A 26209-nucleotide genomic window follows, 5' to 3' on the forward strand; every position below is an offset into this window, starting at 1 on the left:
AAGATAAGAGCTATTTGTGAAAATCTATAGGTAAGTTGATAGATTAAAACTCCATGAGCTAAGTTATATAATATTCCCCTTTCTGTTAACTTAAAAAATAGATTTTACACCTGCACTTTTTCAACTTTTTTTAAGTGGGAACTCCACTTGTGAATTTATTTGGAGATAAGCTATGTTTACAAGCGTGATTTATAAAAAAGAGTATCTGGAGAATGGACTTGCAACAAAATTGTGGACAATAAATTAAGCAACTAACACATATTGATTTAAAAGTTGCTCCATCTGGGCTGGTGTTCTATATCCCAGAGAGGAATGCAGTCTTTTCCTGTTGTACCAGATTTTGATCTTGCTACATTTGGGTGGACATTAAGTTAAGAGAAAATACTTAACTTAATGAAAATGGGACAAAGAAGAAAATTCGACAAGGAGTTCAAACTAATGACTGTTGAACTTAGTAAGAGCAGAAAAAATTTAGTAGATCTGGCTAAAGAATTGGATATCAAAATTGGATTGATTTATCGCTGGCGCCGTGAGTTTTTAGACAAGAGGGAGGGAAGTTTTCCTGGCCATGGAAAACCAAAACAAACCCCTGAAGAAGCAGAAATAGCCCGTCTAAAGAAGGCATTAAAGGATGCAGAAATGGAAAGGGATATGGAGCCGATGCTCACAACGTAGGCAGGTCCAAAAAAGGCGGTCAGCATCTTTTCCAGGAACGATGGGAGATATTCCAATTCATAAAGGATAATCACACTGTATACCCCATTGAGAAGATGTGCAAAGCCTTTCAAGTAAGTAAAAGTGGATATTATGGATGGATAAACAGTGAGCCATCTAAACGAGCTACAGAGAACCGGGAAATTCTTCAACAGATCAGAGTGATCCATAAGGAGAGTGGCCAGACCTATGGTAGCCCAAGAATCAGTAAAGCCTTGAAAGCGAATAACATTTCAGTTTCCAGACCCAGGGTTGCCCGCTTAATGAAGCAGGCTGAGCTTAGGGCAAAAAGAATTAAAAGGTATAAGGTCACTACGGATTCAAAGCATAGCTATCCGGTGAGTGAAAATCTACTGGATCGAAATTTTACAGCTAATGCAACAGGTCAGGCCTGGGTATCAGACATGGACCTGCAGACGATGTCAGCATCGGGTCCACTTATATCAGAACCATTACAGGTTGGCTATATCTTACGGTGGTACTGGATTTGGCAGACAGAAAGATTATTGGCTCTCGCCTTGAGTAAAACCATGAAGGCCAAAGAGACGACAATAGCAGCATTAAAAATGGCTATAAAAAACAGGCCCGTGATCCAACCTCTAATATTTCATTCAGACAGGGGTATACAGTATGCCTGTGATGAATTTAGGCAAGAATTAGGTACATATCCTCTTATTAAGCCAAGCATGAGTCGAAAAGGGAATTGTTGGGATAATGCTGTCGCAGAAAGCTTCTTTAAGACCCTGAAAGTGGAATGTGTATATGATTATAAGTTTGCCCATCAGCAGCAAGCGGCTACCACTGTTTTTGAATATATAGAAATCTGGTACAACAGGAAAAGACTGCATTCCTCTCTGGGATATAGAACACCAGCCCAGATGGAGCAACTTTTAAATCAATATGTGTTAGTTGCTTAATTTATTGTCCACAATTTTGTTGCAAGTCCAATTTCTATATATTCAAAAACTGATCTTCCCCCGTTAAAAAGTACTAAAAGTTAAGCTAATCCTTAATTTACCAACAAAACAAATAACAGGGATGGCTAATAGAAAAACATATCCAAAAGAGTTTAAAGAACAGGCTGTTAGGCTATTGCAAAAAAATGGCAATAAAAGTCAAGTTGCCAGAGAATTAGGTGTCACTTCTGGTATGCTCGCTCGTTGGGAGCAGCAAGCAATGCAGGATGGCGAAAAAGCTTTTCCCGGCAAGGGGAAGCCCCAAGATGAAGAACTGTATCAATTAAAGAAAGAAGTCTCTCGTTTAAAAGAGGAGAATGAAATTTTAAAAAAGGCAATGGGTATCTTCATCAAGCGCCCTCAGTAAGATACCTGTTTATCCACCAACATAGAGGGCAGTTTTCACTTTTGGCATTATTGAGAACGATGCAGGTATCCAAAAGTGGTTATTACACTTGGCGAAAGCAGAAAGAATGCGAGAAAACAAAAGAAAATAAGCAGTTACTTAAAGAGATCCATAAGATACATCAAGCAAGTAAGCAAACCTATGGCAGTCCCCGGATTCACGCTCATTTAAAAGCAAATGGATTCAAGTATGGAGAAAAAAGAATAGCTCGGCTAATGCGTTTGAATGGAATAAAGCCAAAATGGAAAAAGAAATTTAAGATTACTACCGATTCCAGACATTCGCTTCCGGTGGCTAATAATAAATTAAATCAGGACTTTAAAGTAACAGTTCCGAATCAGAAATGGACTGCTGATATTACCTATGTGTGGACTAAAGAGGGATGGCTATATTTAGCTGTTGTACTGGATTTATTTTCCAGACGTATAGTAGGATGGTCTATGCAAGCAAATTTAAGCAGAAAATTAGTAATAGGAGCATTACAAATGGCTACTCAAACACGTCATCCTCCTGATGGATTACTTCATCATTCAGATAGAGGATCTCAATATGCTAGCCAAGATTATCAGCAATTACTTGACCGAGCAGGTATGGTTTGTAGTATGAGCCGGAAAGGGAATTGTTATGATAATGCCCCTACAGAAAGCTTTTTTGCCACGCTAAAAAGAGAATTGATACATCATCGGCGTTATCAAAGCCGGATAGAAGCAAAAGAAGATATTTTTCAATATATAGAGGTATGGTACAACCGAAAACGAAGGCATTCCTCCTTAGGTTATTTAAGTCCTGAGGAGTACGAGAAAGTAAACCAATCATTGAAAATTGCTGCTTAACTAAAAGTTCGTAATAAGGGGGGAAACCCAGTTGGTTATTAAGTTAAAAATACAGCCAATGATATATAGAAGTACTCACCTTCGCCTTCCATTAACAATTTCTTAATTTTAATAAAAATTCCATACAACTTTGAATATTTCTATTCAAGAAAAAATATCGAATATCTTACATTTTAAATAAAAAAATCCGAAAAGATTTATAAGCAGCTATCGAAAAACTACATATGAAAATTCAAGCTATACTTTGCTTTTTAATCCTTTATTCAAATAGTTTATCAAAATGAATTAGAATTATGGTTTAATTATTTTTCTAATTCTTTTAAAGCTTCTGTTGGGATTACTTTATCAATAATATTTTTCATATTATCTTTTTTCTCTAAGAATTTCCAGCCTATATATTGGATATCATTAATTGCATACATTGAACTGCTTACATCAATACTATAAGTATTATCTTTTGGGTCGTATTTTACATTTTCCTCTCCATATTTAGCTTTAAACTGCTGATAGATAGAATTATCTTTTCCGGTTCCATTTCCAGAAATTAAACTATTATTAATTTGTATTTTTAGTTTAAAATTATATTTCAATAATGTATATTTTACTTTATCAACTTCTATTACATTGGAAATACTTTTTATCATAGCATTTTCGAAGTTCATAATCATAGTTGTATCTAATTTCATTTTATCTAATGATTGCATAAGTTTGTCCTTAGATAAATTATCAAAAATTTTAGGGTGTAAATATTCCAATGTAGAAGCATTGTCTTTTTTCTTAACTGTTTCAAAATACTCTTCAAAAACTTTTTCAATTACTTGTTTTTCACTTAAATCTTGACCATAACAAGAAATTAAGGGTAGTGTCATTAGTAGTAGTAGTTTAATCTTCATTTTTAGCATTCTCGTTAATTTAACACATTACAGCTACCAGTTTTTACATAATTCATATTAATAGAAATCTTTAATATACAGAATATGAAGCTAACATTTCCATTGATTGCAGCATACAACCAAAACCATATTTAACGATTAACACTTGTTTTCAATCTTTGTAATTTTTTCTTTTCATTATTTGGTAATTTCCAAGGATATCTCGGACTCCATATAAAAGCATCATCTGCTATATTTCTACGTATGGCTATATCTTTCGCCTCTATTGCTCTTACTTCTGAAGTACATGATGCCATCATTAGAGTCCAATATTTATTAGAATTGTCAGGGGCCCAAACAACAGTATGAATATCTGGGAATTTTTCTTCTAAATAAGTTTTAAAGTCTTCCGTATCTTTTTTGTTAAAGTAAGAGGCAATTACTGTCCAATGCTTATCTCCCAAAATAACAGTATCACATTGATGATAGATAAATTTGTACTGACTTGGATTATAATTTAACCTATCGTTTATTGCAAGATTTGGATTAGTAAGCATTCTACATGTTACATCTTCTAACTTAATAATACCTTCTTCATTCTGAGTTGAAGGATAAAGATATTGGGCACATTCGGGGAATTTATATTTAGGATATTGTAATTCTACTCGTTCACCCAAGGCTCCTAATACCGATCCCTGAAAAAGAGAGCCAAATACTTTTTCTCGCAAATATGGGTCAATCCAAATTTTAAAGCCCTTAGATTTATTTTTATAATAATCATAGCCATAATTAAATGATTCAGGAGAAGATTTGGTGTTATTACGCCGAGGATAAGGTAAAGCATATGCTTGCCATTGATGATTTCCATCAATACTTTTAATAGCTCCTATTAATATAGAAAAGTTAGTTTCATTTGAATGATACACTTCTTTTCCAAAAATAGGTGAAGAATATCCACCACTTAGATCGCTTATGATAGTGTTAATAGTAGCTGGATCAAGTAACGCTAATTTAGCTAATACAACAGAATGAGATAAAGGGTAAAATGTATTCACATTTAGAGTTCCATCCTTTATAGAAAGATCCTTTTCCACAAATTTTGCTACATCATCAAAGATGAGAAGCATTTTTTTTGACTCATCTTTTGAATAAACTTCATTAAGCTTCTCTCTTGTCGTATTATGTGGGTTTGTTAATACCATTAAAAATTCTGCCGTTTGCTTATCTGTTAGTAACTTTGCCAAGTGAAATTTTGCCTTTTCAAGTTCTGGTTCAATTTTTTTGTATCCTGTGGCAGTAGCTTCTTTTGTTGGACTAATCAGCCAGCGTAATATAGTTGGTAAGCCATCATAGAATTTATTATATTCGTTTTTAATCTTATTAAGATTGTCTTCAACAAAACATCCTACCTCACTTCCTTGAATAGGTACTCCAGTAAAAACACTACTATAACATTTGTACCATCGTGAATAATCATCAACGGGATTACCATTATTATCTAGCATCTTTAACCCTGCATTATGACTTGCCTTTATATATTCTTCAGAGGCAATTTTGATACCGGAGGACCAATTCCTAATTAACACTGTAATTAAATTGTATTTATCTATGGCCTTTTTAATTTCATCTATTATAGGATCAAGAATATCCAATTTATTTTTAATCTCATCTTGCAGTTTTTTAACTTTCTCTAATACTTCCTCTGCTTTTTCTAAAGCCTTTTTTTGAATTTTTATGTCTGTTTCAGCAGTTGAAACTGCTACTTGGTAAGTTAGGTCAGCAAGACCTTTAACTGATTGATTTAATTTATTTGTAAGTTCATCGATTTTTTTCTTTGTTTCATCCCGAGCGTTTGATGCAACTTCCGCGGCTCGCCTTGCTACGGCAGCTCTTTCTTTAGCTATACCTATGTTTCTATTTAAGCCTGAAATTTGGTTATTTAAATCATTTATAATATCACAGCCTTCGCCCAATATATCTCCAACAAATGGAATACTACTAACAACATCGCACACTACACCTCCTAATCTACTTTGTAGATTACCAATTTCTTTTTCTAAACCTGCAACAGTTGTTTCGACTTCAGCTACAACCTTAGCGCTTTCTGCTAATAAATCTGCAGCAACTTTGGCTTGTTCAGCTAGAATAACTTCATTATGTGTTATTATCTCAGGGTATTTCTTAACAATATCTTTAGCTTCATTTAAGGCAGAAAGAGCGGCATCATAAGCAGCTTGTTTTACCTTTAATACTTCTTTTTGAAGATTTAAATCAGCTTCTGCTGCAATAATTGCAGTTTTTGCAGTTGCTAAGTCCAATTGTAAATCAATTTGCTGCTTAAAATATTTCGCTCCCCATTCAGTTAATAGTGAAATTAATTTAGTAGTTTCATTGTCCAAATTTTGTACTCCTACTTGCACTCCATACATTGAAGATAAATGTAATCCTGTCTTTGATTTTAAGTATTGTTTGAAAACTTCGCTGTTTAGTATTAATTGATCTCGTATAAAGGGTGCTGATACTTTCAAGTCATCGTTCCAATTTATTGCCCTGCCCTCCAAATCGGTAGGATGTGGGGTCAATCTTTCTATATATTTTTCTAAAACAAAATGCCTCAATTCGACATCTCTTTCTGAATCAAGCAAATAAAAAATATCACCAGCATAATTATTTACATAAGTATGAGCAAAAATATCACCGGCAGCATGCGAAATAAAACCATATGCCATTGCTATTTCTTCCGGAGTTTTAGCAGAAACAAGCAAATGGTTAAGCCATTGGTCTGTTTGCCATCCACCTTCTAACCCTGGGTGAGTAGTTATTTGGCCTACAATTGGGTCAGGAAAAATATCTGGACCTAAGTTCCCCATTCTATAAACCTGAGGATTCGATTTAAGTGCTAGCAATATATGCGGTGGAACAGGATAGTCTTTATTTAAAACTCTGATTTTCCCATCATCAAGTATATCATTTAATACTTGTTGAGCAATCCATATATGAGTTTTAAGCGACCAACCAAAAGCTGTGCCAGGTAACTCAATTAAAGAAAATGTAAAAAACAGACAAAGGTAAAATCTATAATTTATGTATAGTGCTCTCATTATATAAAAAGATTTATATTTTTATAAGGGATAATTATATTTAAATTGATTATTATTTTCGTAGGATAATTTTTAACTAATATTCTGCCTTAGGGTAACTAAATCATTACTATTTTTTGATATTAAGAGGGAATTAGGAAACCAATGAAAATTTTTTCTCTTCTCTTCAAAAGAGAAATTAGACTATACTATAAATGCAATGGCATTTACAACTCGTTAAATTGAATGGTTGTTATACTAATTCAGAGCAGAAGAAATAGAACTTAGTTAATTTGTGACATCAGTAGATATACTTACACTTATATTAAATAATACAGATTAATTGTTGTGATTTACAAAGAATTAAATTGATTGTCAATACCTAATTTTAGGTATTTTTTGCTCTAAGTAACATTTATATTATAAAATTTACTACTGAAGTGTACCTATTCTCATAATTTCTTCTGAAGGTTAACTACTCATTTTAAACAAGTTAACTTATGTCAATAGTAAATTTTTATCTCCGCAATCTTAAAAAGGGTCTCAAACCAACCCACACTCCAGAAGAGAAAAAAGCAATTGAAGAATTCAACAAATCACTTGCAAATAAAGAGACCTTTATTGAACTCCGTTTCCGGTACAACAAGACCAACCTGCTTATTTATAATACAGAAATTAAGATCTTATCTAAACTATGGAATCCTGCCAAGCAACGCATTAAATCACAAGCAAGCAGGCAAACAGATAATCTTCGGTTAGATGCCTTAGAAAAGCAGATCATGGAGATTTACTCAGGTTTCAGATTAAAATCGATTATACCCACTTTAACACAGCTTAGAGAGGCATTAGAAGGATTAACCAAGAAACAAGTCATTACTGCCAAATCATTCTTCCAGTGCTTTGAAAAAGACTTCATCGAGGCAAGGTCTAAACATGCTGTCTATAAAGAGCGAGTAACAGGTTCAACGGTAGCAAAATATAAGATCTGTATCAAACACCTAAAGGACTTTGAAAAGGCGAAACGCTTCTCTATTGCCTTCGATAACCTGGATAAAAACTTTTATAACCGTTTATGCCAGTACCTTTCAACTGAATATACTTATAAGAAAGGTAAACTCATGCAGAAAGGATTAGAGGATAATACTGTCGGTAATACAGTTAAATTCCTTAAAACATTCATGGACTGGTCCTACAAGAAAGGTTTACATCAAAATGTTGCCTATAAAGAATTTAAAACCTTAAAATTTGAAGACGATACCATCATTACATTAAATTCTGATGAGTTAACAAAAATTACCTCTCTCGATTTATTGAAGAATGAAAAATTAGACCGGGTACGGGATATATTTTTATTTGGAGTAGAAATCGGCGCAAGGGTATCTGACCTGTTAAAGTTAAAGGCGGAGAATGTTCTTATCGAAGAGGGTAATTATTTTATCAAGTACATTGCTAAAAAGACCATCAAGCACAGCACAAAACATTTAATTATTCCAATCCGCGCAGAAAAAGTTGCTATCATTAAAAAGTACGAAGGTAAATATGCTACCCTCCTACCTACCATTTCAGATCAGAAATTCAATGAGTACATTAAAGAACTCTGTCAGTTAGCGGGTATTAACAACTATATGGATGTTTATAAGATGATAGCCGGAGAAAAGACGTTTATTGGCAGACTACCTAAGTATGAGCTTATTTCCTCTCACGTCATGCGAAGGACTTTCATTACAGAAGCTTTAAAGAACGGCTTACCGGCAGAATTAGTGATGGAATGCAGCGGTCATAAGGATTTCAAAAGTTTTGCCCGTTACATCAACTTTACCGACAAGAATTATAAGATGAAAATGTTTGATAAGGTCTGGAATGGTTCTTCGATTAGGATCGCGTCGTAAAGCAGGATTAAAATGGGTATAACTCATTAGAAGTAAAAACTGGAATAAGTAACCCCAGAATAATTTAAATTGATTTAAAGCTGTTAGAGCCTTTTATTCTAACAGCTTTTTATTTATTCATTTTACCATCTATATCTTTAATCTTATCTCTTAATGCTAAAATTTCAGCTTGCATATAACCAATAACATTACTATTGTCATGAATAGATCTCCGTTTATGGCTAAAGCATAGATGAATAACCATATGCCACACTTCAAGGATATCTTCTAATGCTAGTTCTTGGATTGGATAGTCTGGATTATCTGTAAGTAAAACAAATTTATTGCGGCTCTGGCTATGGTTGACAATGCGTCTAACTAAAACACTAGAATGTGTAACAATCACATAAATATCTCCATCCTTAATATTATACCAGAAATTTTCTAAATAATCACCCACGATGAAATCTTTCTCAAAAACAGTATTTGCCATACTTGAATCTGCTACCTGGAAACATCTAAGATTAGCCGTACGCATTCCCCGAAATGGCAAGTTGAAAACAGGTAAATCATTAAAAAAATTAGTCTCATGATGATGGGTTGGATAAGCTGTAAGATATTGGTTAGATATAACTACAATGTTCTTTCTGTTTTCATTATCAATTGTGACAATCATTGGTTTTATTTCCGTTGAAAGCTTCTCTTTGCGGGCAACGCTATAGGTTTCTAAATCTCCTCCTATGGCTATTTTAGATATGGAAGTTTCACCTAACTCTTCCAAGTCATACTCCCTATCTTCTATATAATTCTCATTAGGAACTTTTTTTTCTTCTACACTAAGTAAGGCTTGATTATCAAGATCGTTCAATTGAATTTCTTCAACACTAAGTTGATTTATCCCTAACAAATAGTCTGCACTTGTGTCAAGAAAGTTGACTATTTCTATCAAAATACTAAAAGATGGATAACTTGTCTCACTTTCATAATTTGAAATTGTATTTCTTTTAACAATTAATTTATCAGCTAATTTTTGCTGACTAATACCTCTTTTTTCGCGCATTTGGCGAAGTCTTTCTCCAAAACCTATCAATTCTCTTCCCATAATATTTTTTTGTCTACAAATTACTATTTTTCTTGACCGGTCAATAATTTTGATTATATTTGTATTATATACTTAAAATAACGCTTTATATCCTATTTCTCCTATGATACTAAAATACTTGCCTTTCGAAAACACTTGTTAGTTCTACGAATTAATTCACTTATTAAAAATAGTCAGCACACGTCTTTTAACAAATCACTGTAAAAAGTCTGAAACAATAAAAAAGGGAGCTCGCAACTCCCTTAATGGTACTCTATTGTCTAAAATTTAACCAATCATGATCGGCTATGATACTATCAAAGCTCATATAGCAGGCAATCACTATGATGAGATAAAACTCAAAATAAATCTTCAATATATAAACAGGGAACGCCATTATATTTTCACTTATAATAAAAGCGATCTTATTTTCTCATTTGCACATGGAATAACATCAATTCGTTTCAGCATACCGAAACTAATTCATGGAGACAATTTCAAAGTCGCAGGAATTGAAGAAGCAAAACAGGCACTAGTCATTATTTCGGGTTTAACTGGATTAGATTTTAGCCAGTTCAGAATTACCAGGCTGCATCTTACTACTAATATTCATACAGAATACAGTACAAGGAAATTTGCAGTACATTTAAAAAAGCCATCCTATTTCAAAGGTGAAATGCATCTGCAAAATGGATTTTACTTTCATACCAATCAAGATATCAGGAGGTCAGCAAGGGTAATCCTTTTTTACAAAAAGAAGGAAGAATATATTCGGATTGAATCAAAATTCGAAAACAGACATCAAACACATAATTCTGTAGGTGCATCTATCAGGCACTTTCTCAGGCATGAACCATTAGTTTCGGAAATTATTAAAGAGTCCTTCTACCTCAATTGCATTAACTACTTCATTGCTACTTTAGGCACCACTATTAGAGGACCAGTCAGGTCAGAAAAAGACCGGATTTTCAAACAGCACTTCTCTGAACGGTTACAAGATAGCTATAGCCAATCCTTACATATTTTACATAATACAAGTTGAGCTTACCTATTAAGGCAGTAAAAGTTTATATCATTTAACTATATCCTGCTGAATTATAGCTATTTATTAACAATTATATAAATATTAAAAACTAAGGTAATGTATATTATTAAATATGTTGAGCATTCTGACTATGATAAAGAAGGCTCTTATCTCTATGAAAATTTGAAAGTAAACTACCTCTATAAACTGATAGCAATTTTAGTTTCTGTATATAGTCATTACAAAGAATATGATATAGAAGATATTGATTTAGCTATGTATAAAATTATTTATCTGGAAAATCGCAATAAGGATAAACATTCTATTACTATAAATGGCTGCATGTTCCCCGAGTGTATTGTAGATTCACCTATTGAATTAATAAATTTCTTAAAAAGTAAAATAGATGAACATTTATTATTAGTAGGTATAAGAAAGAGTCGTACACCATGGTCTTTTGAAGAGGATATAATCGAGGATTTTTTAGAACATGATTTAGTAAGCAAACTGTTTGATTGTTTTTACACTTGATTTATGTTATGAATTAATACTTGTAGACAAAATAGAATGACTTTTCTATTAATATATGCTTGGAATGAGCATGTTTTGAATAATTGTACAATTATTCGATAGCTGTTTCAGCCTTACTCTTTAAAAAGTAAATTTACAGTGGTTTTTAATTCTAATGATTAAAGACTTCCTTTCTCTTACGGGAATAGGAGTAAAGATCGTACAAAGGCGTTGCCTTCAGACTGTATTTATTGTAACATTTACTGATCTACAAGTATGATCCTCAATACTCCTATCCAACCATCTGTGTACATTATTATTTCACGAGAAGATCTTAGGCAATTATTAGCAGATACCGTTTTTGAGGAACTACAAAAGTTTACACCTCAATTACAGGTTGCTCTTTCAGAAGACAAGAAACAATATTTAACAAGAAAAGAAACTGCTGCATTATTGCAGATTTCGCTTGTTACCCTTCATAATTGGAATAAAACAGAAAAGTTAGTTCCTGAAAAGATCGGAAGAAGGTCTTTGTATGCAAGGAAGACTATCGAGCAAGTCCTGTCTGGAAGTAAATCTTAAAACTAAATTTCCTTAAAAGCAAAAGGGGAGGTTGCAGCCTCCCACTTCAATACTTTGTCTATTACTAACTTACAAATAACATGTCTAAATTACCCAAACGAGATCATAAAGAAAACGATCCAAAGGATGAATTTTCTTCTGAGCATGAAAAAAATTCTAAAGGGTTATGGATACCCGACTCTGTCCTATTTAATGACGACCTGAACACACAGGAAAAGATTATTATTTCTGTGGTATATAACTTTAATAAAGATAAAAAGAAGTGTTTTGCTACGAATGCGTATTTCAGTGAACGGATTGGCATCCATGAGAATGGAATATCTCGCCTTATCAAGTCTTTAGTTGAGCGAAAGTACCTGTCAAGTACAATGATAACCTCCTATAAAGGGACTAACCGGGTACTTACCTTATTAGATTCTGAGGTAGTAATTAAGAAAAAAAGTAGTTCTAAAAGTTACAACCTGAAGGAGCATAATCTGAATAAGAAGGAAGCAAGTAAACATAAGCTCGCACTAAATTCAGTGAATGCTTCCATAGAGGGTAGCACTAATATTAGTGAGTCGGGTATCACTAAATCCAGTGAAAGGCGTCTTACTGGATTTAGTGAGGAGATCGCACTGGAATTAGTGAATAATAATAAAGGAATAAAAAAGGGCTATTTAAAAAGAGAAATAGATATAAAAAGAAATACGAAAAAAAAGAGGTCGAAATAAATTTCGACGTTTAAATTTTTAATAATTACAATTGTTCAGATATCTATAAATTTATAGAAACTAGATTATCTCATTTAACTCCTTCTCATCAGAATAAATCTTCTTTACCACAGAATGAAAATAAGTATCCGATTAGTAGTAGAAAGCATAGAACTGGGTGCCTAGATTTCCTCCAGGATCTCTACTAAACTATCTATTATTTGCAGATAGCTTTAAACATCCAAGGAAAACATTAATACGTTCCCTTCATCTTCAAAAATTAAGATGGACAATTCTATTAATGCTAATTAAAATATGATTTTGTACTAGAAGGAAGCTATGCGTATGATAGGTACTTTTATTATCGCGTTAAAGGACGCGATTCCAAGTATAAACTACAACCTGCGCAGTAAAGCCATATAATCTGCTAACGCTTATTTAAACAAGAATACTACTCCTTTATAGCGCCTTTGCTAATACTACTCGTAAATGTTAATATTTATATCTATGAAAAAGAATTCAAATAAAAAATCAATTATAATCCATCCAAATTTTGATTCAGAATTGAATCTGCAATTATACCAGTACATTTTTGCTTGTGTATTTTATTATTACACAGTAGGTAAAAAACAAGAGTGGCATAGATTACCCCTTGTAACAATCAGGCGTTATATGGGGTGCGATTCAATACTTGTTCAAACTGCAAGGGGAAGTTTACAAACTAAAGGAATATTAATTAAAAACTCAAATAATCTGGATGAATATAAACTCTCAGATAAGTTCATTGAATGGCAATCACCAGGTTCTTCTAATGCTGAAACCAATTATTCTGTAGATATGGATGAGTTAGAGGAAAATAATTATTCTCAAGTGGTGGAAAAAGCCACTAAAGCCGATGAAGTGGAGGAATTATTTGATTATAAATACTGCATAAGAAACAAAGAAATATTAGTAAAGAAATTAACTTCTGTAATTGATAGTATTTACTATAAGTATCCTGAGTATAATGCATTACATGGAGGGTTAGACTGTAAATTTATGATATTAGCTAAAGCCATATGCTATCAACTGACGACAGACAAAGAGCGAGAAAAGGGGTTCAAATACTGGCAAGCACCTTATTTTCTTTTAAACTATCCTGATATTTATAAAAAGAAACTTGTAGATGGCATTACACAACTACTGACCTTTTCTGGCCCACAATTATCAAATACGATTTCTAAGTCGAGAATAATACCTGGCTACAGAATACTTCTCAATAAAAACCGAAATAGGAAGTTGTCAGAATTAATAATTGATTTTATACTTGAAGAGTGTAGAAAGAATGATTATAGGGAAAAAGTAACAGAACTTAATATTAAGTAACTTCTAGAAAACTTATTAGTGTAAAATTCTTTTATTAAAAAAGGCCAGTTTAGTAAAAGCTGGCTTTTTTCCTGTCTATTTTAAAACGGTTATAATTAAATATTAAATTAAGATGGAGTTAGATTCCAGAATTGATAAAAGATTTGATTATAAGCAGTATAAAGTGTAAATAAACTCACATATTGAATTCAAACTCTAATAATATTTTTGGTTCAATCTTTAAAGTTTGTGCAAGCACCAGTACCGTGCATATTGTAGGATTGATCTCTCCCCTTTCTATTCTACCGATCTGGCTAAGTGATAGACCCGCATCCAGAGCTAAGTTCTCCTGGGAAATCTTTTTTGATTCCCGTATCGAGCGCAAATGTCTTCCAAATGCTTTTAAATAAGCTGTATTCTTTATGCCTATCACATAGGCAAATAGGATAGAATTAATTTTTATAATTAGAGCATATATGCGTTATTTAGGGATAATAACATTAACCTAGTAACAATATATGAGTTCGATAAGAATGGTTGTAATATTGATTTTATTTGTACTTGAGGGCACAATTGCTTTTAGTCAAACATTAACTGTTAATCAGATTCAAAACTTTCAGTATAAGGATAAAAGTGTTGTTATTGACTGGTTGCTGAAGCATGGATATAAGGAAGGTGATAAGGTTTTGAAAGGCCATGCCAAAGAATATATAGATGAGGCTTATCTATATGGAAGTGAAAAGCTGCAATCTACAGCTTATTTTAATAGAGAACTTTTGGATATAGTTTATCTTGGATATACTGCAAGTGGAATCTTGAGGCTATTCCACATAACTTATACAAATGACAATGATGCACAAATATTTGATAATATAAGCAAGCAACTTAGTGAATCAGGATTCAAAAAATTTGTGGAATATGATATGAATGGATCATCAGCAAGCTTCGACTATGTGAAGGGTGAAAAGTATTTTCAAATCATTTACCATTACAATAGAGGATATACACTTGCATCTTATGATAAAAAAATTCACGATCTGCATAAATGGGTAGATAAGAATGTGGGAACAAAGTAGCATTTAATTAGTTTTAAATTGATGCCCTAGTTTTTGAAAATTGATAATGAGTAGCAGGCATTTTAATATATTTTATCGCTAACCATTTATAATATGGCCCTATTTGGGCCTTTTTCATTTACATAAAATACATATTGACATTTGAGTTGATTAATTAATTTCTTAAATCAAAGGTCATATAATATCCTTCTATTAGTTGTATATAAACTAAAAATACCTAATTATAGGTATTTTTTCGTATTTGAGATATTTATAAATTACTGCCCTTCTTCTCGGCTTTTCTACTGTTTTAATATCATTTTTTAACGATGAACCACAAAGTAAGAGATTATTTAATCGGACTTGCTAAAAATAGAAGTTTAATTAATTATCAAGAATTAAGTGATGTTTGTAACTTAGGTTTAGATATGGCTAAAAGAAGTGATAGAGGCAAAATAACTAAGATTTTAGAGGATATTGCAAACCATGAGTTCTCGGAAAATCGACCTATACTTAGCGTTATAATAATCGGAAAAGCAAGTAATATACCAGGAAAGAGATTCTATAGCATTCTCTCAGAGATTGGAGTTCTAAAACGCAATCCTGATCAAAAAGAAAAGATAATGTACTTTATTGATCAAGTAAAAGCAGTTCATAATTATTGGGCTACCACAACAAAAACGATATATGAGAATTAATTCTTTCCCTCCAATATCAAATCATTTCTGGCAGTCGGATTGAAATAAACACGTTTAAAACAAAAATTCCCCGCTCTTACCGGTAATACTTTAAATGAAATTTAATTATTGCATTAGAAAACAAAAACTGGCAAATACTAATTAGGGATTACTTTGATATACTTTGTAAATGTTTTATGGGGTAAACTATAAAGAATTAAGATTATATATTTTTCAGATAATAAAGATTATCGATTACGCTTTTTAGAGATTACAAAACGAACAACTTATGTGATAAATACCTAAAATTAGGTATTTTTTTGTATTTCAAATCTTTCTAACTTACTTTCCTCAAACCCCTACATTGGCGTCTTTAATCCTGCTACTTGTTTAGTAATGAGTGGTAATCTTAAATAATTAGCTAATTTTTAACTGAGTAGATATTCTACCTCTAGCTTCTTTTTATAATAATTTTTATCAGATAAACTTATGACTATTGCAGTAATTGTACTAATCCTAATTATTGTAGGGCTGGTCTACCTAGTGTTCAAAAGAAATCAAAAATTTAGTAAGCTAAACAATGAATTTCAGCAGGTAAAAGACCGCTACAAAGATATTATCAATGTGGAAAGTGAAGTAGAGATAAGAAAGCAAGAATTAGCGAATCTTGGCATAAAGATAAATTCATTGGACATAGAATATAAAGCTAAAAATGAACAATTAAATAAGGACTATCAATCTAAAAGGAATGTATTTGAAGGTTTATTAAAGGAAATATCCATTGTTGAAGAAAGTCTTGAGAATATTTCTTTCGGCCTCTATAAACCGCATTACAACTACGATACGTCTGAGGAATTCAAAAAGAAATTAGAAAAGATCCGTGAAAGACAATCTGCATTAATTAAGGCTGATAAGGCTGCTCATTGTTCTGTTCAATGGCAAGTAGGTGGTAGTGCGAAAGAGGGAGAAAAGATGATCAAACAAGCTTCTAAGTTGATGTTAAGGGCATTTAATGGTGAGTGTGATGCTGCTATATCCAAAGTAAGCTGGAATAATATCAGCAATATGTTAGCTCGGATTGAAAAAGCGTATGAGGCGATTAATAAACTTGGCTCAACTAATCAAATATCCATAACAAAAGAATATTTAGGGTTGAAACTGGATGAGTTGAGGTTAGAATTTGAACTGGAAGAAAAACTTTACAAAGAAAGGGAGGAGCAGCGTAGAATTAAAGAACAAATGCGTGAAGAGGAGAAAGCACTACGTGAAATTGAAAAACTACAAAAACAAGCTGAAGATGATGAGTTGAGGTATCAGAAAGCATTAGAAAAGGCTAAAATAGATTTAGAAAAGGCAACTGGAGGACAACTTAACATACTTAATAGTAAAATTAAGGAACTGGAAGAAAGCTTACGATTGGCCAAAGAGCAAAAGCAAAGAGCTATATCTCAGGCGCAATTAACTAAATCCGGTCATGTATATATTATTTCAAATATTGGTTCATTTGGTTCGGATGTGTACAAGATTGGTATGACCCGAAGGCTTGATCCAATAGATAGAGTGAAAGAATTAGGAGATGCCTCGGTTCCATTCGACTTTGATGTTCACGCCATTATTTACTCAGAAAATGCTCCTGAATTAGAGAATATTTTACATAAGAAATTCGACCATAAACGGGTTAATCTGATTAATTCCAAAAGGGAGTTCTTTAATGTGAGTATAGAAGATATTGAAAAAACTGCCAAAGAACTTAACCTAGACTTTCATATTACTAAAATAGCAGAAGCAAAAGAATATCGAGAAACACAATCTATTAGGAATTTAAAAGGTGTGAAGATAGCGCAAGAAGCACAAGAAGAATTACAACATTTTCCTTCTTCATTGAATTAATCATTCATTGTGAATTTAAGTTGTTTTTTAATAGATAAATAGTCCTATATTAATATAAGACTATTTGTAAGGTATTAATATGAGACTAATTGTAATGTCTCTTGAAGATTTACTCTATGAATCAAATAAAAAATATCATATTTATCTTTTAGACTATGATTGGAGTAACCATTTAACCACTCCTTTCTAAAGGCAATAATTAAAATTTCTATGTCAAGAAAGATTATTAAGGCTTTACTAATTTTTATTCTATTCTCTTATACTCTCAAAAAAGAGCAAGTAGCTGATGAAGATCTTTTCGTGATTAAAGTTAACTCTAAACATGGATACATTAATAAAGCTGGAAAAGTCATAATTGAACCTATCTACGATGGTGCTGGAGACTTTTCAGAAGGATTAGCTCCAGTAGCCATTGGAGAAAATTGGGGGTATATAAATAAGTCAAATAAATTAATAATAAGTGCTCAATTTGATCATGCTAGAAGTTTTGAAGAAGGATTAGCAAATATTAAATTAGGCAGCAAACGAGGTTTTATAGAAAATACTGGAAAAATAATTATTAATCCTATTCCAGGAAGCAATAGTAATTTCTCCGAAGGCTTATCTGTAGTACAAATTGGAGGACAGTTTGTTGATAAAGGCAATGGATACATTTCATATGAAGGTGGCAAGCATGGTTATATAGATAAAACCGGAAAAATTATAATTGAACCAAAGTTTGACTATGCATGGAATTTTTCTGAAGGATTAGCCGCAGTGAAAATTAATGATAAATGGGGTTATATAGATAGACTAGGTAAAATAGTGATTGAGCCTAAATTTGATGACGCCGACTTTTTTTCTGAAGGATTGGCATTAGTCGAAGTAAACTATTTGTATGGATATATAAATAAAAAGGGCGTCTTTATTATAAAACCAAAATATGAAAGGCAAACCTCAAGGTTTTCAGAAGGTTTAGCAAAAGTTAAATTTGATAATGATAAATTTGGTTTCATTGATAGAACAGGAAATATAATTATTGAGCCAAAATTGACCTGGGCAGAAGATTTTTCAGAGGGTTTAGCAGTTTATGCATCCGATATTAATGTTGCAAATGGTTACGGTTATATTAGTAAGGATGGCAAAGTAGTTATTGAACAACAATTTGAATCAGCAGGGGATTTTAATAACGGCTTAGCAAAAGTTAGAATTGGTGATCGCTGGGGGTATATTAACAATAAGGGTAAATTTATTTTTAATCCCTCCAAATAAAAATTCTTATGCTTCATTACAAACAATATTTATTGGATAGACCATTTTGGAACAATTATCCATATAATAAGATTTTAGTATACAAAAATGGAAGTTTCAGAACATTTTTCATAGATAATCGATTAATAAGCCCAAGTAAAACATTTTTTGAAATAATCACTATTGCTCAAGAAGTTTTGAAAAATGATGAGGATATATCCAAAATCGAAATTTATCAGGCAGAGGGAATAGATGAGGATATATTGTTGGAAACAATATATAGATAATATCCTATAAGAGATAAAAGACAATAGTAAACTGGTTTTATTAAATAAGTGCTTGTCCATTCAATGGGTATTTGCAGCAGTATGATGTAAAAGAACACATCATTTGGAATGAATTATATTCAAAATCTCTGGCTTTCTACATGTAAGTTAAAACCTTATGATTTTTATAATATTAATCCATCAGAATTCTTGGATTTCCATCATATTACACCCTTATCTCTAAGAAAAAGTTCTGTAAACACAATTACCTCAGAAAAAGATGTTGTATTGCTTTGCCCTAACTGCCATACAGCTATTCATAAACAAATGTCTTCTAAAAGAGTAGCTAGAATAAATTTGATCGATTTCAAAAAGGAATTGGAAAACAAAGTTTAATAAGGTTGAAACAACAAAAGAATAAATTTTATAGATATCACATCAATTTATGAATTATTATATCAACAATTTAATTCCAAGATTAAAGGAATATAGTGCTTCATTAGATAAGATAGAAATCTTTATTGACCATCCTTGGGTAATAATAGATGAAAACAACAACCAACAGAAATATATATTTAAAAGAGATGGCCAGTTAATTATGTCTTTTAATGGACAAGTTAAAATTGGTAAATGGGAATATCTATCTTATGCTAAGTCATTACTTATTGACAGGATAGACGACAAAGTATTACTGAATCAAAACTTTGTATGCCCGGGTGTTATGGTTCTAAAAAAGGATGGTTTTAAAGAAGATCATTGGATTTTAGCTAATGAGACACTGATACCTGACCTAGATGCTGCAAAATATCTTAAAAAACTTTATTACCAAAAGCAAAATATTACTGTAAAAGACCTTAAAACCGGATATTTATTAGAATTAAATGAATATGATGGTATAGGCAGTCTAAAGAATACAAGAGTGTCCATTGATGGTGAGAATGTTTCTGATGGTATTTTAGAGGTAAAAGATGATCTACGCAGGTGGGTTGTAAAAGATAGTAAGATTCATAAAGTTTTAGTTGCATATGAATATAATAGTAATTTAGGTAAGATCATTGTTGAGCAAGAGGAGTATCTTGATATACAAAGGGGCGATACGGTTTATATTAAGAAGACAGGAGGGCTAGGAGAAACTAAAATGGAATTTGCACCAGATGGAAAGTATAATATTGGATTTTTAAATAATTTGATTGTAAAAGATGGAAAGATTGTAAAGTTTTCATCTTTTTGATAATCAATTATCATACGATATATGATAAACTTGTCCGGTAATTTTATTGGATAAAAAAGAGACCATAAATCAAACTGAGTCAGATAAAAAATGAATCTGATTTTTACCTTTGGCTAACAGTTGCTTTATGGACCACAACAAAGAATTTGATTACGATAGCATTAAAAAGCAATCTATTAAATCAAATAGCTCACAATTACAATATCATATTTCAGGGAAGTATAAAATTATTTTTATGTGTCCAAAATCAACTAATATTTGCCAGGAAATATTGGTTACTTGGAGACATTAGTTTCAATACTAACATTATTAGTGAATTATATTAGACTAATATGAGAGAAGATAAAGAAGATAATAATTACCAAAAATGTACTCCCAATGAATTTATAGATAAACTGCATAAAGAAACCCAAAACTATGTTGCTCAGATTGAAAAATTAGAAATTACTGAGCATTTTACGCTGGATCCAACAGTTGGTTTAGGTAAATCTGAATTAACTATTGATAATTGCAGATTTACCTCTGTAGATTTTCTGCCTAAAGAAACTAAAGAAGTAAATTCTTTAATTAGAAATTTACTTCCCTGTGAATTAATTCTGTTGCGTTTTGAAAATTGCAACTTCAACAATATAAGTTTTGGAGCTTTAAGTGTTAATTTTCGATTTGAATTTAAAAATTGCGTTTTTAGATCACTTTCATTAGGAGATTGTGATTTTCAACAAATAATCATCTCTGATTGTACCTTTTACATTTTTAGCATAGGGCGTTGTAATATACCATTGATCGAATTAAATAATAATATTTGTGAACATTTATATATAGGCGAATCTGGTGATCCCAATAAGTTTGGTCAATTTATAATTTCAAAAGGAAAATTTGATTATTTGAGTATTTACAATAACACATTTGAAAACTTAGAGATAAGAGGCCCTATTGAATGTATAGAATTTACACTTGCAGCGCATGATAATCTGGGACATCAATTGAGATCTTATGATGAAATAAACAGATTTACTTTAAGAAATTTTGATTCAAATATTTACGTACTAAACTTCAAAATTAAAAAATTGCTTTTCGAAAAAAGCACTATTAATAAAGGAAGTATAACTTTCGATAGTATAAGTAAGAGTACACAATTAAGTATAAGATTTTGGCAAATTGTATCTTTGCTTATGCGTTATATCAAGAAGATTACAGACAAGCAAAAACAAGACTTAGAGAAGATTCATAAAGATAGTAAAAGTTATCAGGAACGTAACCGTTGCCAATGTATACTGTTATCCAATCAAGGCTATCAAGTACAGAAGTTAGCAAGCATTTTTCAAGTAAGTCAGTTAAGTATTTATAAGTGGTTTGATCGCTTTGAGAAAACAGGTGTGGTAGGGTTAAAGAACCAAAAAGGGAAAGGCAGAAAACCCATCCTTACTACCAGTAATGCTACCCATGTTGAAGTAGTGGAAAATAGCATAGAGAAAGAAAAACAACAACTTAAATTAGCTAAGCGAGAGATAGAAGCTAAATTAGGCACGGCTATGAGTGAGATGACCTTGAAGCGGTTTTTAAAAAAATTGACTACCGATGGAAACGTTTCCGTAAATGGATAAAGCCATTGCAAAACAAAGAAGCATATGAGCAGAAAGTCAAGCGATTACATGCTTTGCTTTATTTGGCACAGACAGGCAGTATAGATTTATATTTTGGAGACGAATCAGGGTTTTGCCTTACCCCTTGTGTACCTTATGGATGGATCAAAAAAGGCGAACACGCCCCTATTTTATCCCAAAGAAGTACAAGGATAAATGTATTTGGCTTGTTAAGTACAAATAATGAGTTGCTTACTTATCAGAAAAGTGGGAGTCTAAACGCTGACTTTATCATTGAATGTGTAGAGGCCTTCTCAACATCTATTTCCAAGTTTACTGTCATAGTCTTAGACAACGCCTCCTGGCATACATGTGGCCTATGGGAAGTCAAAAAAGAAGAATGGGAACAGAAAGGATTATACATCTTTTTGCTGCCTAAGTATAGTCCTCATCTTAACAGGATCGAACGATTTTGGAAGCAGGTGAAATATCATTGGCTCAAAGCCGAAGACTATCTGTCTGTAGAAGCGCTTAAGGAGGCACTTTATACCATCTTTTCAGGATTGGGTACTTACTTTAAACTTGATTTTAAAAAACTTGAAGTAGATGAAAATATTATACTTAATTGTGTTTAATTACTTAGTAGTTGATGAGTTGAAATTCTTTAGGATAATTAATTCTAGAATCCTTCAAATCCTAAACCTGCGTCCAAGTTCTACAAAGGCAAGAGTGGATATAATAGAGTCATCATTGGGAAAGGCCTATATCTTTAATACTTACTTTCAATCATTTTCCATCTTTAATTTAACCAACACTAATATTGAAGAGGTTAAAACTAATAATGTAACTTGGAATACTACCCTTAATGAGACAAGTTTAGTTCAAAAGATCGAAATTTTCAGACAGCTAAAGATACAATCTGAGAAAAAAGCTGATAAGGTACAGTCTCTTCAGTTTGAACAACTTGAAATGGATGCATATGGGCAAAGTTTAAAACTTAGAAAAGGTGAATGGAAGGAAAAAATTGTATTTCTACTAAGCAAATATACCAATGAATTTGGACTGAATTGGTGGCGACCTATGTGGTTGTTATTTGTAACTGCCCTAGTCTTTTTTATAGTAATTGAAACAATCATCTACTACAACTGTTACAATTCTTCTTTAGAAGAAAACTGGTTTAACTTTGTAATAGTTAATAACTGGGGTAACATATTCTACTTTTTAGACCCGGTTCACAAGTTAGCAGATATTCAATCTGGTCTACAAAATTGCAGTATTGCTAAGTCATTAGATTATTTTTCTAGGATATTTTCTGCTTTCTTTATTATTCAAATAATTTCTGCCTTTAGAAAGTATTATAGAAAATAACATCTTAATACCTCAATTTAGGAAATACAGTGCATAATCTTAATAAATTCTAAAACAGAACTATGCAACCTGCGTAATCATTAGAAGAGTATCTCATGGATTACCCTATATCTTGATTGAATAATGTGTTCCTATGTATAATTGCTACAATTGTAATATTACATTAAATGAGACCAATAAGTCTGAAGAACATATTATACCAAATTCTTTAGGAGGTCAAATAAAATCGTACAATCTACTTTGCCAAAAGTGTAACAGCTATTACGGAGAAACAATTGATAGAGAACTACATGAGCAAACTGGCCTTTTTAGCGATCTTTTGAACGTAAAACGGGATAGACCGAATCAAAATATTAAAGTAGAATTAAAGGCAAAATCTGGTGAAAGTCACTATTATGGACCTAATTTATCGCCTTTTTCAAAACTCTATTTTACACCTCCAGGTAAGACAAAACCCATAGTTTTGTTTGCAAGAAATAGAGATGAAATGCTCAAATTAGTAGAAAAGAAAAAGAAAGAGCTTGAAAGTAAAAATTATATTAATTTTTCTTTAAAAGAGTTTACAGAATATCCAGAGGGAGAAGTCAAATATTTTTCTAATAAACTGTCAAAAGAGGTTGGAACTGTTGGATTTGGAAATAAAGACTTTTTTAGAGCACTATGTAAAATAGCTGTTAATTATTGCTTGTATTGCGGTGTCGATACAAGTCTTGTTACAAACGCGATAACATTTATTAAAGGGGAGCATACAATTAACTATATTTCTAGATTTTACTATCCTTCTCATTATAAAATTCATTCATTAGGTAGCGATGAAGTATCGCACTTGCTATATTTAGTTGGTGATTATAAGAATCAAGTTCTTTACTGTTACATTGAACTTTTTAATGTTCATAATGTAATTGTTCTCTTAAATAATGAATACAACGGTCCAGAATTTGAAAAAACTTATTGCTATGATTTAATTAATAGCAGAGAAGTATTGGAAAAAAAGGTAATTATAAGACTTCATAGACTGCATTTTTTAGATCTTTTAAAGCTTACTAGTAATGATAATGCTTTATATGAGCATGATATGAGGTTAAAAAGATTAAATAAAATAATTGAACAGAGGCAAGCAGCATACAAAAAAACATAAAGTGTACCGTCACACGTACGTACAAAACAAAAAATAAGCCTGTAAATATCACATTTACAGGCTATTGCATTTAATTATAAGTTAACATCAGCAGGTTACTCATAACTACTTTCAAATAATATAGAAAAAACAATTAGTGAATGATAATTCAAAGAGTGAAAACTATAAAAAATATTATCATTATATGGTTTACTTTATCTAAGAAAAATAACAAATAATCGAGTAATATTCTTATATTTTATAATATATTTTAATAACCTGTTTAATTTTATGAACATGCCAGCCGAAATATTAGAAACTGTTAATGTGGAAACACAATCTAAGGTTGTGTATGCTTCTACAAGTAAGTCAGATAATTATAGTAGTGTGGAAAGCATTAGTATAAAAGATCCTTTGACTACTATTAATGATTTAAGGAATTGTATTAATAAACTTATTCCTATAGAGCAGGCTGCAGATGAATTTGATTTATTGCACGAACCTCATCCAATAAGTGATGAATCTATAAATGATAGAAAAGAAATTATTAAGCGAAAGAAAAAAATAAAAAAGGAAGAGATTACAGATTTCGAGACAAAGCAATTATACAAGCTTCTAGATAGTTTAAAACAAGCTGAATATAAAATAAATAACTCTTCATCTAATACTGAACGTTTATCTTTATTTGATGATATATTCCATGTTAATTCTCAAGTAGATATTCATATAGCTAGATTAAGAATGCGTTTCCGTAGCCATGCACATGTAAGTGAATTTTGCATTCCTATTGTAGAAAATATGATTCATAAGATTGAACATAAAGACTTTAAGGATGAAGCAAAAATGTACTTAAATAGCATAATTGTGGAAGGTTCAAAATTAAATTTCGATGAATGGACAAAACCTGAATTTGAAGTTTGGTGTGATCGGACTCTTAATATGATTAATATAATGATGGATATGGTTAGAAAACGTATCGTTGTTGAACAACTCGTTATCAAAGATCGTGAGAAACGTAAATACACTTACCTTATCGTAACAATTTATATTGTAGTATTACTATCGGCTACTACAGGCGCTATTTATTTTCAAGGACACAATCTTAATCCATTACCTTTAGATAAAGCAAAACTGCCTCTACTTGGTATACCTTGGCCAGTATTATTATGGAGCTTACTTGGTAGCTTTGCTGCAATGATCCATAGATTAAATAAACAAGCAATTGCTGAACTAGGTAGTATTCATAGATGGTTAATTACAAGACCTATTCAAGGTATCATTTTAAGTGCGGCAGTATATATGATGTTAACAGCAGGACTTTTTGTTATTTCCGGAAGCTCAATTGATATGAATAGTGAGCGGACCTGTTCAGTAATTTTATTTATTAGCTTCTTAGTTGGATTTAGCGATAAGTTTGCTAATAACGTATTTAACACGTTTGTAAAGAATTATTCAACATCAGAAAATGTAAAAGCTAATACTTCAAAAGAACCGCTTCAAAATATATAATAAGAAATAACACAATTGTGTACCGTAATCTGTACCTACCAAACAAAAAATAAGCCTGTAAATTTCTCATTTACAGGCTTATACATTTATATTTCAGTGGACGCGTAGGGAGTCGAACCCCAAACCTTCTGATCCGTAGTCAGATGCTCTATCCAATTGAGCTACGTGTCCAGGATGGATGCAAAAGTAAAGGATTCTTTTTATTTATAAAAACATTTACGGCCTCTCTCTTCATTTTTTTCCACAATAGCTTATCATCCCCCTTGGCAGCTGTAACCCAGGCTATATTTCCCCGTTGACCTCTTGTATCAATAAAGCCAT

The 26209-nt window shown here is 31.8% G+C and carries 24 protein-coding genes, 1 tRNA gene and 1 pseudogene; 20 read left to right on the plus strand and 6 right to left on the minus strand.

Translation table 11 applies throughout. The annotated features are described in order from the left end of the window. Positions 1 to 243: 243 nt before the first annotated feature. The gene (locus GXP67_RS38280) at positions 244 to 345 is read right to left on the minus strand and encodes a transposase (RefSeq protein ID WP_162447900.1); all 102 of its coding nucleotides are present in this window, start codon (positions 343 to 345) and stop codon (positions 244 to 246) included. A 48-nt stretch (positions 346 to 393) separates the two neighbouring features. Here GXP67_RS38280 and GXP67_RS12505 point away from each other — a divergent pair. Both GXP67_RS12505 and GXP67_RS12510 read left to right on the plus strand, forming a co-directional pair. After that, positions 394 to 1631, plus strand: a pseudogene (locus GXP67_RS12505) (IS3 family transposase). A gap of 121 nt (positions 1632 to 1752) precedes the next feature. After that, positions 1753 to 2909, plus strand: a protein-coding gene (locus GXP67_RS12510) for an IS3 family transposase (protein WP_162442990.1) whose coding sequence is annotated in 2 segments (ribosomal slippage) — positions 1753 to 2005 and positions 2005 to 2909 — 1158 coding nt in all. Because the reading frame shifts where the segments join, the coding sequence is not laid out codon by codon here. Positions 2910 to 3211: 302 nt separating this feature from the next. Here the strand turns inward: GXP67_RS12510 and GXP67_RS12515 are convergent. Then, a complete protein-coding gene (locus GXP67_RS12515) occupies positions 3212 to 3778 on the minus strand; it encodes a hypothetical protein (RefSeq protein WP_162443424.1) in 567 nt (188 codons plus the stop codon). Between the two features lie 155 nt (positions 3779 to 3933). Next, a complete protein-coding gene (locus tag GXP67_RS12520; protein ID WP_162443425.1) occupies positions 3934 to 6882 on the minus strand; it encodes a zinc dependent phospholipase C family protein in 2949 nt (982 codons plus the stop codon). Positions 6883 to 7361: 479 nt separating this feature from the next. Here GXP67_RS12520 and GXP67_RS12525 point away from each other — a divergent pair, with 479 nt between their 5' ends. Continuing rightward, a complete protein-coding gene (locus tag GXP67_RS12525) occupies positions 7362 to 8750 on the plus strand; it encodes a site-specific integrase (protein ID WP_162443426.1) in 1389 nt (462 codons plus the stop codon). A gap of 109 nt (positions 8751 to 8859) precedes the next feature. Here GXP67_RS12525 and GXP67_RS12530 read toward each other — a convergent pair whose 3' ends face one another. Beyond that, positions 8860 to 9831, minus strand: coding sequence for an XRE family transcriptional regulator (locus tag GXP67_RS12530; protein ID WP_162443427.1), 972 nt, complete (start codon positions 9829 to 9831; stop codon positions 8860 to 8862). Positions 9832 to 10108: 277 nt separating this feature from the next. On the opposite strand from GXP67_RS12530, the gene GXP67_RS12535 reads away from it, so the two are divergent. From GXP67_RS12535 to GXP67_RS12555, 5 genes are all read left to right on the plus strand, one after another. Beyond that, positions 10109 to 10852, plus strand: coding sequence for a hypothetical protein (locus GXP67_RS12535; protein ID WP_162443428.1), 744 nt, complete (start codon positions 10109 to 10111; stop codon positions 10850 to 10852). A gap of 99 nt (positions 10853 to 10951) precedes the next feature. Next, on the plus strand, positions 10952 to 11365 hold the full coding sequence (locus GXP67_RS12540; RefSeq protein ID WP_162443429.1) for a hypothetical protein: 414 nt from the start codon (positions 10952 to 10954) through the stop codon (positions 11363 to 11365). 255 nt (positions 11366 to 11620) lie between these two features. Further along, positions 11621 to 11926 carry a helix-turn-helix domain-containing protein gene (locus GXP67_RS12545; protein WP_162443430.1) on the plus strand — a complete coding sequence of 102 codons (306 nt, stop codon included), beginning with the start codon at positions 11621 to 11623 and terminating at the stop codon, positions 11924 to 11926. 80 nt (positions 11927 to 12006) lie between these two features. After that, entirely contained in the window at positions 12007 to 12639 is a 633-nt protein-coding gene (locus GXP67_RS12550) for a helix-turn-helix domain-containing protein (protein WP_162443431.1), read from the plus strand. 486 nt (positions 12640 to 13125) lie between these two features. Continuing rightward, positions 13126 to 13983, plus strand: a complete 858-nt coding sequence (locus GXP67_RS12555; protein WP_162443432.1) for a hypothetical protein — start codon at positions 13126 to 13128, stop codon at positions 13981 to 13983. A gap of 175 nt (positions 13984 to 14158) precedes the next feature. Here GXP67_RS12555 and GXP67_RS12560 read toward each other — a convergent pair whose 3' ends face one another. Next, complete coding sequence (locus tag GXP67_RS12560; protein ID WP_162443433.1) at positions 14159 to 14395, minus strand: helix-turn-helix domain-containing protein; 237 nt, start codon at positions 14393 to 14395, stop codon at positions 14159 to 14161. A gap of 85 nt (positions 14396 to 14480) precedes the next feature. On the opposite strand from GXP67_RS12560, the gene GXP67_RS12565 reads away from it, so the two are divergent. The 12 genes from GXP67_RS12565 to GXP67_RS12620 all read left to right on the plus strand — a co-directional run bounded on the left by GXP67_RS12565 (position 14481) and on the right by GXP67_RS12620 (position 25888). After that, complete coding sequence (locus GXP67_RS12565; protein WP_162443434.1) at positions 14481 to 15038, plus strand: hypothetical protein; 558 nt, start codon at positions 14481 to 14483, stop codon at positions 15036 to 15038. Between the two features lie 308 nt (positions 15039 to 15346). Next, a complete protein-coding gene (locus GXP67_RS12570; RefSeq protein ID WP_162443435.1) occupies positions 15347 to 15715 on the plus strand; it encodes a hypothetical protein in 369 nt (122 codons plus the stop codon). A 468-nt stretch (positions 15716 to 16183) separates the two neighbouring features. Further along, entirely contained in the window at positions 16184 to 17584 is a 1401-nt protein-coding gene (locus GXP67_RS12575; RefSeq protein ID WP_162443436.1) for an SNIPE associated domain-containing protein, read from the plus strand. 210 nt (positions 17585 to 17794) lie between these two features. Then, complete coding sequence (locus GXP67_RS12580; protein ID WP_162443437.1) at positions 17795 to 18835, plus strand: WG repeat-containing protein; 1041 nt, start codon at positions 17795 to 17797, stop codon at positions 18833 to 18835. Positions 18836 to 18843: 8 nt separating this feature from the next. After that, the gene (locus GXP67_RS12585; RefSeq protein ID WP_162443438.1) at positions 18844 to 19101 is read left to right on the plus strand and encodes a hypothetical protein; all 258 of its coding nucleotides are present in this window, start codon (positions 18844 to 18846) and stop codon (positions 19099 to 19101) included. Between the two features lie 108 nt (positions 19102 to 19209). After that, the gene (locus GXP67_RS12590) at positions 19210 to 19476 is read left to right on the plus strand and encodes an HNH endonuclease (protein ID WP_162443439.1); all 267 of its coding nucleotides are present in this window, start codon (positions 19210 to 19212) and stop codon (positions 19474 to 19476) included. Positions 19477 to 19525: 49 nt separating this feature from the next. Continuing rightward, positions 19526 to 20311 (plus strand): hypothetical protein, encoded by a 786-nt coding sequence (locus GXP67_RS12595; RefSeq protein ID WP_162443440.1) that lies wholly within the window; start codon positions 19526 to 19528, stop codon positions 20309 to 20311. 332 nt (positions 20312 to 20643) lie between these two features. Next, positions 20644 to 21915: a helix-turn-helix domain-containing protein gene (locus GXP67_RS12600; protein ID WP_162443441.1), complete on the plus strand. Its 1272-nt coding sequence runs from the start codon at positions 20644 to 20646 to the stop codon at positions 21913 to 21915. Between the two features lie 5 nt (positions 21916 to 21920). Further along, positions 21921 to 22529 carry an IS630 family transposase gene (locus GXP67_RS12605; protein WP_232064508.1) on the plus strand — a complete coding sequence of 203 codons (609 nt, stop codon included), beginning with the start codon at positions 21921 to 21923 and terminating at the stop codon, positions 22527 to 22529. Then, positions 22501 to 23262 (plus strand): hypothetical protein, encoded by a 762-nt coding sequence (locus GXP67_RS12610; protein ID WP_162443442.1) that lies wholly within the window; start codon positions 22501 to 22503, stop codon positions 23260 to 23262. Before GXP67_RS12605 ends, GXP67_RS12610 begins: the two co-directional genes overlap by 29 nt. Positions 23263 to 23395: 133 nt before the next feature. Next, a complete protein-coding gene (locus tag GXP67_RS12615; RefSeq protein WP_162443443.1) occupies positions 23396 to 24400 on the plus strand; it encodes an HNH endonuclease in 1005 nt (334 codons plus the stop codon). Positions 24401 to 24670: 270 nt separating this feature from the next. Beyond that, on the plus strand, positions 24671 to 25888 hold the full coding sequence (locus GXP67_RS12620) for a hypothetical protein (RefSeq protein WP_162443444.1): 1218 nt from the start codon (positions 24671 to 24673) through the stop codon (positions 25886 to 25888). Positions 25889 to 25985: 97 nt separating this feature from the next. On the opposite strand, the gene GXP67_RS12625 is transcribed toward GXP67_RS12620, so the two are convergent. Continuing rightward, positions 25986 to 26059: transfer RNA gene (locus GXP67_RS12625), tRNA-Arg, on the minus strand. Positions 26060 to 26209 lie beyond the last annotated feature (150 nt).

The sequence above is a fragment of the Rhodocytophaga rosea genome (assembly GCF_010119975.1).
Taxonomy (GTDB): domain Bacteria; phylum Bacteroidota; class Bacteroidia; order Cytophagales; family 172606-1; genus Rhodocytophaga; species Rhodocytophaga rosea.

What these genes read in the sequence shown, in the direction of transcription:
- GXP67_RS12515 (WP_162443424.1), bottom strand. Translation starts at nt 3,778, where the DNA reads ATGACACTACCCTTAATTTCTTGTTATGGTCAAGATTTAAGTGAAAAA.
- GXP67_RS12520 (WP_162443425.1), bottom strand. Translation starts at nt 6,882, where the DNA reads ATGAGAGCACTATACATAAATTATAGATTTTACCTTTGTCTGTTTTTT.
- GXP67_RS12525 (WP_162443426.1), top strand. Translation starts at nt 7,362, where the DNA reads ATGTCAATAGTAAATTTTTATCTCCGCAATCTTAAAAAGGGTCTCAAA.
- GXP67_RS12530 (WP_162443427.1), bottom strand. Translation starts at nt 9,831, where the DNA reads ATGGGAAGAGAATTGATAGGTTTTGGAGAAAGACTTCGCCAAATGCGC.
- GXP67_RS12535 (WP_162443428.1), top strand. Translation starts at nt 10,109, where the DNA reads ATGATCGGCTATGATACTATCAAAGCTCATATAGCAGGCAATCACTAT.
- GXP67_RS12540 (WP_162443429.1), top strand. Translation starts at nt 10,952, where the DNA reads ATGTATATTATTAAATATGTTGAGCATTCTGACTATGATAAAGAAGGC.
- GXP67_RS12545 (WP_162443430.1), top strand. Translation starts at nt 11,621, where the DNA reads ATGATCCTCAATACTCCTATCCAACCATCTGTGTACATTATTATTTCA.
- GXP67_RS12550 (WP_162443431.1), top strand. Translation starts at nt 12,007, where the DNA reads ATGTCTAAATTACCCAAACGAGATCATAAAGAAAACGATCCAAAGGAT.
- GXP67_RS12555 (WP_162443432.1), top strand. Translation starts at nt 13,126, where the DNA reads ATGAAAAAGAATTCAAATAAAAAATCAATTATAATCCATCCAAATTTT.
- GXP67_RS12565 (WP_162443434.1), top strand. Translation starts at nt 14,481, where the DNA reads ATGAGTTCGATAAGAATGGTTGTAATATTGATTTTATTTGTACTTGAG.
- GXP67_RS12570 (WP_162443435.1), top strand. Translation starts at nt 15,347, where the DNA reads ATGAACCACAAAGTAAGAGATTATTTAATCGGACTTGCTAAAAATAGA.
- GXP67_RS12575 (WP_162443436.1), top strand. Translation starts at nt 16,184, where the DNA reads ATGACTATTGCAGTAATTGTACTAATCCTAATTATTGTAGGGCTGGTC.
- GXP67_RS12580 (WP_162443437.1), top strand. Translation starts at nt 17,795, where the DNA reads ATGTCAAGAAAGATTATTAAGGCTTTACTAATTTTTATTCTATTCTCT.
- GXP67_RS12585 (WP_162443438.1), top strand. Translation starts at nt 18,844, where the DNA reads ATGCTTCATTACAAACAATATTTATTGGATAGACCATTTTGGAACAAT.
- GXP67_RS12590 (WP_162443439.1), top strand. Translation starts at nt 19,210, where the DNA reads ATGAATTATATTCAAAATCTCTGGCTTTCTACATGTAAGTTAAAACCT.
- GXP67_RS12595 (WP_162443440.1), top strand. Translation starts at nt 19,526, where the DNA reads ATGAATTATTATATCAACAATTTAATTCCAAGATTAAAGGAATATAGT.
- GXP67_RS12600 (WP_162443441.1), top strand. Translation starts at nt 20,644, where the DNA reads ATGAGAGAAGATAAAGAAGATAATAATTACCAAAAATGTACTCCCAAT.
- GXP67_RS12610 (WP_162443442.1), top strand. Translation starts at nt 22,501, where the DNA reads ATGAAAATATTATACTTAATTGTGTTTAATTACTTAGTAGTTGATGAG.
- GXP67_RS12615 (WP_162443443.1), top strand. Translation starts at nt 23,396, where the DNA reads ATGTATAATTGCTACAATTGTAATATTACATTAAATGAGACCAATAAG.
- GXP67_RS12620 (WP_162443444.1), top strand. Translation starts at nt 24,671, where the DNA reads ATGAACATGCCAGCCGAAATATTAGAAACTGTTAATGTGGAAACACAA.